The following is a 12,707-nucleotide window of genomic DNA, read 5'->3' on the forward strand; positions in this document are numbered from 1 at the left end:
CTCAGCCGCGAAGGACGTTAGGTCCTTGAAGCGATCGGCAAGCCTTCGAGCAGCACGCTGATCGCGCAATCGACGACGGCCGATCGCCGATCCCTGGCAAAAAGCCCATACTGGACGGCAAACGGCTTCGGTACGGCTGACGAGGCGGGCAGCGCCCGCATCGTGCCCGCGCGTATCGCGTCCGGCGGAAGCAAACCAATGCCGAGCCCGTTCTCGATCGCGGCCTGCAGCGCCGTGATGCTCTGGCTGGTAAAAGTGATCCGGTGTTCCCGGCCCTGGTCGGCCAAGGTCTCGATCATGCGTCGGCGCCAGAGGCAGGGTGCGGCGAAGGCAACAAGGTCGATCGGTCGGGTCTCGTCGAAGGCGTAGTCCGTCGCGCAGACCCATTGCAGCTCCACATTCCAGGTGGTGAGGGCGTCGGCTGTGATCACGGAGGTCGGCACGACCATGATATCGAGGTCGCCTTCAGGCCAGGTCTTTCCAAGCGCCACGCATTGCTCGACCACCACGTCGAGCCGGATCTCCTGGTAGCCGCGCCGCAGTCGACCGAGCGCTTCGGGCAGCGCCGTCGTTGCCACTTCCTCGGCCAGCCCGACCCGCACGCCACCGCTCAGGTCAGCCTGCCGCAGCCGCGCCGCCGCTTCGTCGCCAAGCGCCAGCATGCGCGTGGCGTATCCGAGGAACAATTCGCCTTCGGGTGTCGGCACGACGCCGCGACCGGTGCGGGTGAAGAGTTGTCGGCCGAGCAGATCTTCGAGCCGGCGCATCTGCATGCTCAGCGCCGATTGCGTGCGGCCGGTCTGGGTGGCGACGCGGTTCAGGCTACCCTGCCGGCAGACCGCGACGAAGCTGCGAAGGAGGTCGATGCCAATCTGGTCAGATATCATGAAGTTTGAACTCTGTTGTCATTGATATCAGTCTACACGGGCAACTCACGCATGGCTATCTGTCAGATGTGATCAGCGAGGAAGGCGAGGCAGCATCAGGCAGATCGGCATCGGCCGCCGCCTGGAGGCGGCCAGGACCAGCCAACTCAACCAGAGGACCAGATCCATGAAAGCTATCCGCGTGCATCAGCACGGCGGGCCCGATATGCTCGCCTACGAAAATTTCGAACTCGGCGAACCCGGCCCGGGGGAAGTGCGCGTGCGCAACCGGGCGATCGGCGTCAACTTCGTCGACATCTATTTGCGCAGCGGCGCCTACCCGCCGCCGCAGCTTCCATTCATCCCAGGTAAGGAGGGAGCCGGAGAGGTGGTCTCTGTCGGGCCCGATGTCGAGGGCTTCAAGCCGGGTGACCGCGTTGCCTATGCCGAGGCGCTCGGAGCCTATGCCGAGGAACACAATGTGCCGGCCCGTGTCCTCGTGCATCTGCCTGAGGATATCGACTTCGAGACGGGTGCGGCGATGATGCTGAAAGGGCTGACGGCGCAATATCTGTTGCGTCGCACCTTCCGGGTCGAGGCCGGCCACACCCTCCTCGTTCATGCGGCCGCGGGCGGTGTCGGCCTGATCCTGACGCAATGGGCGAAACATCTTGGGGCAAAGGTCATTGGCACCGTCGGTTCGCCGGAGAAGGCCGAACTGGCGCGGGCCAATGGTGCGGACTACGTGATCGACTACGGCAAGGAGAACTTTGCAACGCGCGTGCTCGAAATCACCGAAGGCGAGGGGGTCGACGTCGTCTACGACAGCATCGGCAAGGCGACGTTCGAAGGTTCGCTCGACAGCCTGCGCCCCTTCGGTCATTTCGTCAGTTTCGGCGCCGCTTCCGGCTCGATCCCTCCCTTCGACATCACGACGCTGGCGCAGAAGGGATCGCTTTATGCCACCTGGCCGCTGTTACCGGCGCATCTATCGCGACGCGAGGACGTGCTGGCGATGAGCAAGGATCTCTTCGACGTTGTCGCGCGCGGCGCGGTCAATATCCGCGTGCACGCGAGTCTGCCATTGGCCGAGGCAGCCGAGGCGCATCGCCGGCTCGAAGGACGCCAGACGACAGGCGCCTTGGTGCTCCTGCCGTAAGGCCAGCGATGGGGCGATATGTTCTAAGAACTCGTGGCGGCGCTGGCTGTGGCGCCCGTCACTTGCCTTCGGCGATCCCCTCGAGCCGGTTCTCGGCCCGGGTCACGGCGAGGCTGTCGGTGGGGCTTCCTGAGGGCGCTCCGTCGCCGAAGACGTCCATGGTGCAGGTGTGCAGGATCGTGGTCGGCTCACTGGTGTGGTTCCACATCGTATGGGTGCGCAGCGACGGGAAATGAGCGGAATCGCCCGCTTCGAGAACCATCGCTTCGCCGTCCACCTCCAGCGTCAACGCTCCCTTCAGGATGAAGAAGATTTCCTCTCCCTCATGCGACATTGGCTCGCTGCGATGGCCGGGCGGCTCGTGGATAATAGTGCTTCTGAGCACGTTGCCGGGAAAGGAGGCGGAGAGCCGCTCATAGGAGACGGCCTTGCCGCTTTCTCCGCCGAGCCCATAGACCGGACGGTGTTCGCGCCGGGTAAATGGCGTCGCCACCTTCGGCGGATTGAGGAAGCTGCCGGCCTCGACTTTCAAGGTCCGGCAGACAGCGATCAGCGAGGTCAGCGACGGGACGGTGATGCCGCGCTCGATCTGCGAGATGAAGCCGACGGAAAAACCGGCCTCGTCGGCGACCTCTTGAAGCGTCATCTTCAGGGCCTTTCGCCGTTGGCGCAGGCGATCGCCGAGCGGCGGCGTTTCTGCCTCGCCGGTCGAAGCGCCGCTGGCATGGTCCGTCGTCACTGTCTGTCCCCTTCTCGTCTCTCCTCAAGCTAGGGCGCGGCCCGATTTCCTGTCAATCGTTTTTAGATATCCTAAAAATATCGGTTGCGCCCGAAAGGTCGGCTCGGGGTGAATAGCGCGAGATCGGTCAGTTGCTGCGCGGCTGTTCGACGGTCGCCGCCACGATGCGGCGCACGAGCGGAAGAACCACGAGCAGGCTCGGAAAGGCGACCAGCCAGGAGAAAGCCCAGGCCTTGATCCATAGTGCGAGAATATCGGGATGGATGCCGTTGCCGATGGCCGTCGAGACGAAGGAGACGATGCCCGACATCAGGACGGAAAGAACAAGCGGCATGACGATGGCCTGGTATCGATGCGGAAGCTTTTTTGACATGAGGTGAACTCCGGGGGGTAAGGGAATAGGTGTGGCCGCCGACCGTTAGGCCTGCGCCAGCTCGCGAATGAAACTCTCGAGATTGCGCGGTTCGCGCTGAAGAGCGGCGCGCAGCGTCAGGCTGTTTCCGCCAAGTCCGACTTCGGCATAGTGGGCGTGAACCTTGGACAGCAGCTCCAGCTGGTGGTCGGTGTATTTCGCGGCGATCGGTTTTGCCCATTCGTGAAAGCCGATGGTTGCCGCAACGATCGGCCGACCGAGCGCGGCGCTCATCATTCGGGCGATTTCCTCGCGGTTGTGCCGGCCCTCGGCGCTAAGTTCCAGCGTCGCATAGGCGAGCCGGTCCTCCGTGAGGGCAATGGCCGCGACTTCGGCGACATCACGGTAGTCGACACGGGCGATGCGCGTTGCTGTCGGAAACGGCTCGGCGAAGCTGCCGGTGGCAAGCACGCTCGCCCAGGCCGACCGCAGGTTCTGCATGAAGTTTGCCGGATGCAAAATGGTGTATTCGAGCGGCGAGGAATAGAGCGCGTCCTCCACCGGGATCTTGGCTGCATGGTTCTTCAGCCGCACATGGGTTGGCTGGATGACCGAGGAGAAAACGAACTTCCGGACGCTGGCGCGAACGGCGGCTTCGACCATCGATACGCCCATCGCCGCCTCGTCCGGCGCAAAGGCCGGGCCGATGTGGAAGACGCCGTCAGCGCCCTCAAGTGCCCGGTCAAGGCTGGTGCGCTCGCGCAGATCGCCGATCGCGATCTCCGATGCACCGAGCGATTTCGCAATCGTGCCCTGCGCTTCGTCGCGGATGAGGGCACGGACCCTGGCGCCGCGCCGCGCCAGTTCGGGAAGGACAAGGCCGGCGAAGCGGCCGGTGGCACCGACGACAAGGATCGTGTTGGAGCGCTGGTTCATGGGGTCTGCCTTTCGAGCCGTCGTGATGTGACGATCTCAAGCTAGTGCTGCACAACAATGCGGACAATCGACGCAAAATGTGATTTATTCTCCAGCAAAACGGGATTATCGAATGAGCCGCATCGAAGATCTGGAGGCCTTTCTGGCCATCGTCGAGCAGGGGAGCCTGACGGCCGCGGCGAAACGCCTGGGCAGACCGCTCCAGACCATCAGCCGGTCGCTCGCCATGCTCGAAGCCGATGTCGGTGTCGAGCTGGTGCATCGCACGACCCGCCGCTCAATGCCGAGCGAGGCGGGCGAGAGCTTTTATCTGCGCATCAAGCCTGCGGTGGAGGAGATACACGACGCGCGCGAGGAGGCCGCACAGCGGCGCTCCGAGCCGTCAGGCGTGCTGCGCCTTGGGGCGCCCAATCTGTTTGCGCCGCGGTTCCTGATACCTGTGATCGCCGAGTACATGGCGAAATATCCGGAAGTCGAGGTCGATCTCGACCTCTCCGATGCCTTCGTCGATCTGGCAGCGAGCGGACTCGATCTGGTCTTGCGGATCGGCGATCTGCAGGATTCTGGCCTGACCGGCAAGCGCCTGGGCGCGCTTCGCCGCGTCGTCTTCGGCTCGCCCGCCTATTTTGCGAGCTTCGGCCGGCCGTCTCATCCGCAGGAACTCGCTGCGCATCGTTGCGTCACGCGCACGGGCGACGAGCGACCCGGCGTCTGGATGTTCAGCATCGACGGGCGGGCTCGCGCCGTCAAGGTGAGCGGCGGGTTTCGCACCAACTCGATGAATGCGATCTATGCGGCGGTGGAGCAGGGCCTCGGCCTTGGCTTTTCGCCGCTCTGGCAGATCAAACATCTGATCGATGCCGACAAGGTCGAAACCGTGCTTGAAGACTTCGAGCCGGCCCCGGTGCCGATCCATGCGCTGTGGTTGGAAGGGCGGACCCCATCTGCAAAGATCCGCCGCTTTCTCGATCTGCTCGGCGCGCGGTTGAAGCTCGACCGCCTCTGAAGGGCTTGGGCTGCGCCGCCCCGTGAAAAGCCGCCTATTTCGCGAATTTCTTGGCGCCGGCAACGCAGAGCACGATCGCGCCGGTCGCGGCCAGCATGCTCCAGCTGACCGGCTCGCCGAGAAGTGTTGCAGCGAGTGCCAGGCCGAAGAAGGGCTGCAGCAACTGCAACTGTCCGACGCCGGCGACGCCGCCGAGCGCAAGGCCGCGATACCAGAAGACAAAGCCGACGAGCATGCTGAAGAGCGAGACATAGGCAAGGCCCGCCCAGGCGCCGTTGGTGACGGCTGCGAAGGAGGCCGGCAGCGTGAAGAGCGTCAGCGCCAGCATGATCGGCAAGGACAGGACCAGCGCCCAGCAGATCACCTGCCAGCCGCCAAGCTTGCGCGAAAGGCTGGCGCCTTCGGCATAGCCGAGGCCGCAGACAATGATGGCGCCGAGCATCAGGAGGTCGCCGACGGGCGATGCGGCAAAGCCCTGCACCAGCGCGAAACCGACGACCGCGGCGCTGCCGAGCGAGGAAAAGAACCAGAAGGCTGGGCGCGGCCGCTCGCCGGCACGAAGCACGCCGAAGATCGCGGTTGCCAATGGCAGAAGTCCGACGAAGACGATCAGATGCGCCGAGGTGACGTGCTGCAAGGCCAGCGCGGTTAGCAGCGGAAAGCCGAGCACGACGCCGAAGGCGACGATTGCCAGCGAAACGAGATCGGCCTTGGCCGGTCGCGGCTGGCGGAAGATGAGAAGCAGCAAGAGGCCGAGCAGGCCGGCGATCGCCGCGCGCGCGACTGTCAGAAACACCGGATCAAAGTCCATCACTGCGACGCGGGTCGCTGGCAATGATCCGCTGAAGATCAGCACCCCGAGAAAACCGCTCATCCAACCGTCTGCCGTCTTGTCCATAGCATTCTCCTTTTTCGTCTGTATCCGTCGAACGGACTGGCTCTGCCAGAGACAATGCGGTACAGTTTTGCAAAACTGTATTGGATGTATGAGCAGTACGGATGACGGTTCAGGAGTTGGAGCTCGGCAGCGAAACGCTGCTCGAAGGCGTGATGTCGACGATCCGGCAGCGGATCGCCGGGCGTGTCCTAACGCCGGGGGCGAAGCTTCCGTCGATCCGCGCCTTCGCCAACACCATGCGCGTTTCGAAATCCACCGTCGTCGAAGCCTATGAACGGCTGGTGGCCGAAGGTGTCATTCGCTCGAAGCCCGGCGCCGGCTTCTTCGTGGCGGCGCCGCTGGCGCCTCTGTCTTTGGCCGAGATCGGTCCGCGGCTCGACCGGGCCGTCGATCCGCTGTGGGTATCGCGCCAGGCGCTGGAAACGGGCGATAGCGTGCTGAAGCCCGGCTGCGGCTGGCTGCCGCCGAACTGGATGCCGGAAACTGCAATCCGCCGTGCTCTTAAATCGGCATCCAAGCTGGAGGCGAGCGGGCTGACGGACTACGGAACGCCGCTTGGCCATCGGCCCTTACGCCAGCTTCTGGCGCGGCGTCTCGGCGAGCACGGTGTCGAGGCATCGCCCGACCAGATCATCCTGACGGAATCCGGGACGCAGGCGATCGATCTGCTCTGCCGCTTCCTGATTGAGCCAGGCGATACGGTCGTGGTCGACGACCCCTGCTATTTCAATTTCCATGCTCTGCTGCGCGCCCATCGGGCAGAGGTCGTAAGCGTGCCCTATACGCCTTCGGGGCCCGATCTCGAGAAATTCGCTGAGGTTCTCGCAACCCACCGGCCGCGGCTCTACATCACCAATTCCGGGCTTCACAATCCGACAAGCGCCACGCTCTCGCCGGTCGTTGCCCATCGTCTGCTGAAGCTCGCCGAACAGGCCGGGCTGACGATCGTCGAGGACGATATCTTCGCCGATTTCGAGCATACGCCGGCGCCGCGGCTTGCCGCCTTCGACGGGCTCGAGCGTGTCGTGCAGATCGGCAGCTTCTCCAAGACTCTCTCGGCCTCCATCCGCTGCGGCTTCATCGCCGCGCCGCGGGGGTGGATCGAGGGGCTGGTCGACCTGAAGATCGCCACCACGTTCGGTGGGCCGAGCCTTGCGGCGGAGCTGGTTTTTGCGATGCTCAAGGACGGCAGCTACCGCAAGCACATGGAGGCACTGCGCGAGCGCCTGGCACGGTCGATGAACGAGACGGCGGCGCGGCTCGGGGAGATCGGCATCACGCCATGGATCGAGCCGCAGGCCGGCATGTTTCTCTGGTGCCGTTTGCCCGATGGCATCGACGCGGCCGAGGTGGCGCAGAAATCACTGCAGCAGGAAATCGTGCTGGCGCCCGGCAACGTCTTTTCTCACGCCGGAACCGCCAACGGCTTCATGCGCTTCAATGTTTCCCAGTGCGAGGACGCGCGGCTGTTCAAGGTCCTGCCCGCGATCATGCGCCAATGCGTCGTCGGGCGCTGAAGTTGACCTGTCCGGTTCATTGCGCCACTGCACGTTTTGCAGGCAATCGCCGGCATCTACTGACGCTGGATCTTTGACCGCAGACTTGCCGCCCTGCTTTGCCGCGGAGTCGGGCAGGTTTTGCCTATTTTTTGTGCGAATCGCTGCTTCCTTGCGCTGTGCCATCGGTTCGGCCGCGCTCGCACCTGCCCCTAGTGACCCTTTTTTCTGGATTCTCGACGCTTAATTCGAGTTGGCACGATTAATGCTTCTTAACGCTCATCGGTCGTCGGGCAGCCAGTCTGGATTGCCCAACCGCTTCGGAACCAAGCCATTCCTGGCGTCATGTGAGAGAACGAAATGACAAAGTTTAAGCTCGAATACATCTGGCTCGACGGTTACAAGCCCACCCCGAACCTGCGCGGCAAGACCCTGATCAAGGAATTCGATGCTTTCCCGACGCTGGAACAGCTGCCCTTCTGGGGCTTCGACGGTTCGTCGACGATGCAGGCCGAAGGCAGCAGCTCGGACTGCGTGCTGAAGCCGGTCGCCGTCTATCCGGATCCGGAGCGCAAGAACGGCGTTCTCGTCCTTTGCGAAGTCATGATGCCGGATGCCAAGACGCCGCATCCGTCCAACACCCGCGCTACGGTTCTGGATGACGACGGCGCCTGGTTCGGTTTCGAGCAGGAATACTTCTTCTATCAGAACGGCCGCCCGCTCGGCTTCCCGGATGCCGGTTACCCCGCGCCGCAGGGCCCCTACTACTGCGGCGTCGGCTTCAGCAACGTTGGCGACGTGGCCCGCAAGATCGTCGAAGAGCATCTCGACATCTGCCTGGCTGCCGGTATCAACCATGAAGGCATCAATGCGGAAGTCGCCAAGGGCCAGTGGGAATTCCAGGTGTTCGGCAAGGGCTCGCGCAAGGCTGCCGACGAAATCTGGCTTGCCCGCTACCTGCTGCAGCGCCTGACCGAAAAGTACGGCATCGACGTCGAATACCACTGCAAGCCGCTCGGCGACACCGACTGGAACGGCTCGGGCATGCACGCCAACTTCTCGACCGCCTACATGCGCGAAGTCGGTGGCAAGGAATACTTCGAAGAGCTGATGGCTGCTTTCGCCGAAGCTCGTGCCGACCACATCGCCGTCTACGGCCCGGACAACCACATGCGCCTGACCGGCAAGCACGAAACCGCTTCGATCCACCAGTTCAGCTACGGTGTTGCTGACCGTGGTGCGTCGATCCGCGTTCCGCACAGCTTCGTCAACAACGACTACAAGGGCTATCTCGAAGATCGCCGCCCGAACTCCAAGGGCGACCCCTACCAGATCGCTTCGCAGATCCTGAAGACGATCTCCACCGTTCCGACCGACGTCGAAAAGCGCGAAGCCGCCTGATTTTATGGCCCGGCGCACGAGGGCGCCGGGCCAAAAATCGACGGGGTTGCGCTTTTCGCGACCAAACAAAAACGCCCCGCGGTAAGCGGGGCGTTTTTGTTTTAGCCAGTCGGTGGGCGGCTCAGGCCGCGCGCACGAAATGATCGGGCTCGACCTCGCGGATTGTCTCCTGGGTCGCCGCCGAACGCCGGCGCGTTTCATCGGCTTCGGCTGAGCTCACCTGCGCGTTCGGATCGTCGAAGCGGATGTCCGGATCCGGCACAGCCGAGAGCAGCAGCTTGGTATAGGGATGGGCCGGGTTGTCGATGACCTTACTGGTATTGCCCCATTCGACGATCTGGCCTGCATACATCACCGCGATATCCTCGGCGACGTAGCGGGCCGTCGCGATGTCGTGGGTGATGTAAAGCAGGCCGAGATTCATCTCGCGCTTCATTTCGCTCAAGAGATTGAGCACGCCGAGCCGCACGGAAACGTCGAGCATCGAGGTCGGCTCGTCGGCGACGATGACTTCGGGCTTGGCCGCGAGCGCCCGGGCGATGTTGACGCGCTGGCGCTGGCCACCGGAAAGTTCGTGGGGGTACTTCGGCGCGACGATCTCAGGATCGAGCTTCACCTGCCGAAGCAGGGCCTTGATCTCTTCGTCGACCGCCGCACCCCTGATGTCAGCACGATGCAGCATCAGCGGCCGCTTCAGGTGGTAGGCGATGGTGTGGGCCGGATTGAGCGAAGCGAAGGGATCCTGGAAGATCATCTGCACCGAGCGGCGATAGTCGGCGATTTCCTTGGATCCGGCCGCGTCGACGGGCTTGCCCTTATAGAGCAGCCGTCCTTCGCTCGGCTCGTATTCGCGCATGGCGATGCGGGCGCAGGTGGTCTTGCCGCTGCCGGATTCGCCAACGACGGCAAGCGCCCGGCCCGCATGCAATGAGAACGAGATAGCCCTCGCCGCGCGCACGGCGGCGGGGCCATTGCCGAAGGTCTTGCTGACCTTGTCCAGGGTAAGAATGGGTGCGGACATGCCGGTCATCGAAGAACGCCTCCGTGCAGCGAGGGGAAGGAGGCCCAGAGCTTCTTGGTATAGTCGTGCTCCGGTGTCCGGTAGATGGCGTCGGCGGTGCCCTGTTCGACCAGCTTGCCGCCGAGCATGATGCCGATGCGGTCGCAGAACTGCACCATCAGCCCGAGGTCGTGGGTAATGAAGAGCACGGCAAAACCGAGCTTGCGCCGGAGTTCGTTGATCCGCTGCAGGATTTCGCGCTGCACCACCACGTCGAGCGCCGTCGTCGGCTCGTCCATGACGATCAGCCGCGGATCGAGCGCAAGGCAGATGGCGATGACGATGCGCTGGCGCATGCCGCCGGAAAACTGGTGCGGATAATCGCGCATCCGGTCCGGCGAGATATCGACGAGCTTGAGCATCTCGGCGGTGCGATCACGCGCCTGTGCGCGGGTGATGCGCTTGTGCGTCTTCAAGACGTCGTAGAACTGCTGTTCGATGCGCAACACCGGGTTCAGTGAGTTCATTGCGCTCTGGAACACCATCGCCACTTCGCGCCAGCGGAAGTCGGCGAGATCCTTCTGGTCGAGGTCGAGCACGTCGCGGCCGTCGAGCAGGATGGCGCTTTCCTTGCGGATCAGCGCCGGCGGCTTGTGCAGCCGGCTGATGGCAAAGGCGATCGTGCTCTTGCCGCAGCCGGATTCGCCGGCAAGGCCGAAGACCTCACCGGGGGCAACGTCGAAGCTGACATTGTCGACGGCGCGGAAATCGTTGGTCTCGCCAATGTAATCGATGGTCAGGTTCTTGACCGAAAGCAAAGGTGCGGTCACAGGCGGCCCTCCCCGGAACGGATGAGCGCGGACCAGCGGCCGAGCCGGTTGCCGGTGCGAAGCCGCGGATTGGCGATTTCGTCGACGGCGAAGTTGAGCAGCGACAGGCCAATGCCGAGGAAGGCGAGCGCGAAGCAGGGCGTCAGGATGTCCCACCAGGCGCCGACCGAAAGGGCGGAGGCCTTCTGCGCCGCATAGAGCATCGTGCCCCAGGAAACGACCTTGGGATCGCCGAGGCCCAGGAACTCGAGCGTCGCCTGGGTGATGATCGCGAAAATCACACTGCCGATGAAGTTGATGCCGACGATCGAGATGAGGTTGGGGAAGATTTCGAAGGTCATGATGCGCCAGCGTGGCTCGCCCATCATCTCGGCGGATTTCACATAGTCCTTCTGTTTGACCGACAGCGTCTCTGCGCGGGTGACACGGGCACCCCAGGCCCAGGACGTGCAGCCGAGAATGAGCGCGATGACCCACGGACTTGCCTGGCCGATGAAGGCGGCGAGCACGAGCAGCAGCGGCAGGTTCGGCACGACCAGCACCATGTTGGTGAAGAAGCTGATGACCTCGTCGATCTTGCCGCCGCGATAGCCGGCGATGATGCCGAGTGCTGTGCCAACAATGGTGATGAGAAGCCCGGCGCCGAAGCCGACGGCGAGCGACGTGCGTGCGCCGTAGATGAGGCGGGCGAAGACGTCCTGGCCGATACGGGTGGTACCGAGCCAGTGCTCGAGCGACGGTGACTGATGCGGCCGTCCGACGCGCGCGCCCGGGTCATAGGAGGTCAGCAAGGGGGCTGCGATCGCGACAGCCAGGATGAAGGCGACGATCAGCGCGCCGACCATGGCCTTGCGGTTGTGGATGAGCGGAAAGGAGGAGGTTTTCATATCACGCCCTCTTCAGTCGCGGGTCGAGCAGCACGTAGCTGACGTCGACGATGAAATTGGCAATGAGCATGGTGGCGGTCATGATCAAGAGCTGTCCCTGGATGACGGGGTAATCGCGGGCGAGGATCGCCTGGTAGAGAATGTTGCCGAGGCCCGGATAGTTGAACACCACCTCGGTCACCAGCGAGCCGCCGAGCACAGTGCCGATGGCGATGGCAAGGCTCGAGACGGTCGGCAGCAGGGCGTTGCGCGCCGCATACCAGATCATCACGCGGGTGTCGGAGAGCCCCTTCGCGCGGGCCATGACGATGTAGTCTTCGCCGAGCAGGTTGATCATGTTGTTGCGCATGGTCACGGCGAAGCCGCCGGTCAGAACCGCGCAAAGCGTCAGCATCGGCAGGATGCCGTGGTAGAGGATGCTGCCGATATATTCGAACGTGAAGGCGGGATCGAGCGCCGGATCGGCGGCATAGCCGGTCGGGAACCAGCCAAGCGTGAAGCCGAAGGTGAAGACGACGATCAGCGAGGTGACGACGGCGGGAACCGAGGTCGCGAAGATCGCGCCGACGGAAACGATGACGTCGAACAGGCTGCCACGGCGCCAGGCCGCGAGAATGCCGAGGAAGGTGCCGAGCGCGAAACTGACGATGGTGGCAGTTCCCATCAGACCGACGGTCCAGACGAGTGCGTTGCCGAGCACGGTGGTCACCGGCAGCGGGAAATACTTGATGGAACGGCCGAGGTCGCCGCTGAAGATGCTGCCGAGATAGGTGAGGTACTGCTGCCAAAGGGGGCCATCGACGAAGCCGAAGGTGAGTTTCAGGGCCTGCAGGCTTTCGGGCGGCAGTTCAGCGCCGGCGCTCGAAAACATGATCTGCACCGGATCACCGGGCATCAGCCGCGGCAGGAAAAAGTTGATCGTCGCCGCTGCGACGAAGGCCGCCAGATAGAAGCAGAGGCGGCGAAGCAAAAAGGCCATCGGGAACTCCATCGACTGCGGCTGCCGCAAGAGCGCGTCAGGCGGCAGGGCTGTCTTCTTGTCGAACCGCCCGTGGAGACTGACCCCAAGGACGATTGCGTGGCGGACGAAAAGCGCCCGCCACCGTTGCCGATCGAGATGCGGCGCCCTCCCGGATC

13 protein-coding genes are annotated in these 12,707 nt (G+C 63.6%); 4 read left to right on the plus strand and 9 right to left on the minus strand.

Translation table 11 applies throughout. The features are described from left to right. Positions 1-17: 17 nt before the first annotated feature. Complete coding sequence (locus tag BLU15_RS25395) at positions 18-887, minus strand: LysR substrate-binding domain-containing protein (protein ID WP_060519931.1); 870 nt, start codon at positions 885-887, stop codon at positions 18-20. Between the two features lie 166 nt (positions 888-1,053). Between BLU15_RS25395 and BLU15_RS25400 the strand changes: the two genes are divergently transcribed. Beyond that, complete coding sequence (locus BLU15_RS25400; protein ID WP_090299189.1) at positions 1,054-2,025, plus strand: quinone oxidoreductase family protein; 972 nt, start codon at positions 1,054-1,056, stop codon at positions 2,023-2,025. A 58-nt stretch (positions 2,026-2,083) separates the two neighbouring features. Here BLU15_RS25400 and BLU15_RS25405 read toward each other — a convergent pair whose 3' ends face one another. From BLU15_RS25405 to BLU15_RS25415, 3 genes are all read right to left on the minus strand, one after another. Then, positions 2,084-2,764 carry a helix-turn-helix domain-containing protein gene (locus tag BLU15_RS25405; RefSeq protein WP_063891316.1) on the minus strand — a complete coding sequence of 227 codons (681 nt, stop codon included), beginning with the start codon at positions 2,762-2,764 and terminating at the stop codon, positions 2,084-2,086. Positions 2,765-2,891: 127 nt separating this feature from the next. Beyond that, positions 2,892-3,137 (minus strand): DUF2798 domain-containing protein, encoded by a 246-nt coding sequence (locus tag BLU15_RS25410; RefSeq protein WP_034790124.1) that lies wholly within the window; start codon positions 3,135-3,137, stop codon positions 2,892-2,894. 45 nt (positions 3,138-3,182) lie between these two features. Then, a complete protein-coding gene (locus BLU15_RS25415; RefSeq protein WP_034790122.1) occupies positions 3,183-4,052 on the minus strand; it encodes an NmrA family NAD(P)-binding protein in 870 nt (289 codons plus the stop codon). Positions 4,053-4,164: 112 nt separating this feature from the next. Here BLU15_RS25415 and BLU15_RS25420 point away from each other — a divergent pair, with 112 nt between their 5' ends. Then, on the plus strand, positions 4,165-5,058 hold the full coding sequence (locus tag BLU15_RS25420) for a LysR family transcriptional regulator (protein ID WP_034790120.1): 894 nt from the start codon (positions 4,165-4,167) through the stop codon (positions 5,056-5,058). A 34-nt stretch (positions 5,059-5,092) separates the two neighbouring features. Here BLU15_RS25420 and BLU15_RS25425 read toward each other — a convergent pair whose 3' ends face one another. Then, on the minus strand, positions 5,093-5,956 hold the full coding sequence (locus BLU15_RS25425; RefSeq protein WP_034790119.1) for a DMT family transporter: 864 nt from the start codon (positions 5,954-5,956) through the stop codon (positions 5,093-5,095). Positions 5,957-6,057: 101 nt separating this feature from the next. On the opposite strand from BLU15_RS25425, the gene BLU15_RS25430 reads away from it, so the two are divergent. Both BLU15_RS25430 and BLU15_RS25435 read left to right on the plus strand, forming a co-directional pair. Continuing rightward, positions 6,058-7,473: an aminotransferase-like domain-containing protein gene (locus tag BLU15_RS25430; protein ID WP_090299192.1), complete on the plus strand. Its 1,416-nt coding sequence runs from the start codon at positions 6,058-6,060 to the stop codon at positions 7,471-7,473. A 339-nt stretch (positions 7,474-7,812) separates the two neighbouring features. Then, positions 7,813-8,853 (plus strand): glutamine synthetase beta-grasp domain-containing protein, encoded by a 1,041-nt coding sequence (locus tag BLU15_RS25435; protein WP_034790086.1) that lies wholly within the window; start codon positions 7,813-7,815, stop codon positions 8,851-8,853. A gap of 121 nt (positions 8,854-8,974) precedes the next feature. Here the strand turns inward: BLU15_RS25435 and BLU15_RS25440 are convergent, their stop codons facing one another. Genes BLU15_RS25440 through BLU15_RS25455 form a run of 4 tightly spaced genes read right to left on the minus strand, consistent with a single transcriptional unit; the run spans position 8,975 to position 12,549 of the window. After that, positions 8,975-9,874, minus strand: coding sequence for an ABC transporter ATP-binding protein (locus BLU15_RS25440; protein WP_090299244.1), 900 nt, complete (start codon positions 9,872-9,874; stop codon positions 8,975-8,977). A gap of 5 nt (positions 9,875-9,879) precedes the next feature. Further along, positions 9,880-10,683: an ABC transporter ATP-binding protein gene (locus BLU15_RS25445; protein ID WP_034790084.1), complete on the minus strand. Its 804-nt coding sequence runs from the start codon at positions 10,681-10,683 to the stop codon at positions 9,880-9,882. After that, positions 10,680-11,570: an ABC transporter permease gene (locus BLU15_RS25450; RefSeq protein WP_034790082.1), complete on the minus strand. Its 891-nt coding sequence runs from the start codon at positions 11,568-11,570 to the stop codon at positions 10,680-10,682. The genes BLU15_RS25445 and BLU15_RS25450 overlap by 4 nt, the downstream gene beginning before the upstream one ends. Position 11,571: 1 nt before the next feature. Continuing rightward, positions 11,572-12,549 (minus strand): ABC transporter permease, encoded by a 978-nt coding sequence (locus BLU15_RS25455; RefSeq protein ID WP_060529168.1) that lies wholly within the window; start codon positions 12,547-12,549, stop codon positions 11,572-11,574. Positions 12,550-12,707: the final 158 nt, after the last annotated feature.

This window comes from Ensifer sp. YR511 (assembly GCF_900103045.1).
Lineage (GTDB): Bacteria > Pseudomonadota > Alphaproteobacteria > Rhizobiales > Rhizobiaceae > Ensifer > Ensifer adhaerens.

Excerpts from the sequence above, each read along its gene's own strand:
- BLU15_RS25395 (WP_060519931.1), bottom strand. The coding sequence starts at position 887 with ATGATATCTGACCAGATTGGCATCGACCTCCTTCGCAGCTTCGTCGCG.
- BLU15_RS25400 (WP_090299189.1), top strand. The coding sequence starts at position 1,054 with ATGAAAGCTATCCGCGTGCATCAGCACGGCGGGCCCGATATGCTCGCC.
- BLU15_RS25410 (WP_034790124.1), bottom strand. The coding sequence starts at position 3,137 with ATGTCAAAAAAGCTTCCGCATCGATACCAGGCCATCGTCATGCCGCTT.
- BLU15_RS25415 (WP_034790122.1), bottom strand. The coding sequence starts at position 4,052 with ATGAACCAGCGCTCCAACACGATCCTTGTCGTCGGTGCCACCGGCCGC.
- BLU15_RS25420 (WP_034790120.1), top strand. The coding sequence starts at position 4,165 with ATGAGCCGCATCGAAGATCTGGAGGCCTTTCTGGCCATCGTCGAGCAG.
- BLU15_RS25425 (WP_034790119.1), bottom strand. The coding sequence starts at position 5,956 with ATGGACAAGACGGCAGACGGTTGGATGAGCGGTTTTCTCGGGGTGCTG.
- BLU15_RS25430 (WP_090299192.1), top strand. The coding sequence starts at position 6,058 with ATGACGGTTCAGGAGTTGGAGCTCGGCAGCGAAACGCTGCTCGAAGGC.
- BLU15_RS25435 (WP_034790086.1), top strand. The coding sequence starts at position 7,813 with ATGACAAAGTTTAAGCTCGAATACATCTGGCTCGACGGTTACAAGCCC.
- BLU15_RS25440 (WP_090299244.1), bottom strand. The coding sequence starts at position 9,874 with ATGTCCGCACCCATTCTTACCCTGGACAAGGTCAGCAAGACCTTCGGC.
- BLU15_RS25450 (WP_034790082.1), bottom strand. The coding sequence starts at position 11,570 with ATGAAAACCTCCTCCTTTCCGCTCATCCACAACCGCAAGGCCATGGTC.
- BLU15_RS25455 (WP_060529168.1), bottom strand. The coding sequence starts at position 12,549 with ATGGCCTTTTTGCTTCGCCGCCTCTGCTTCTATCTGGCGGCCTTCGTC.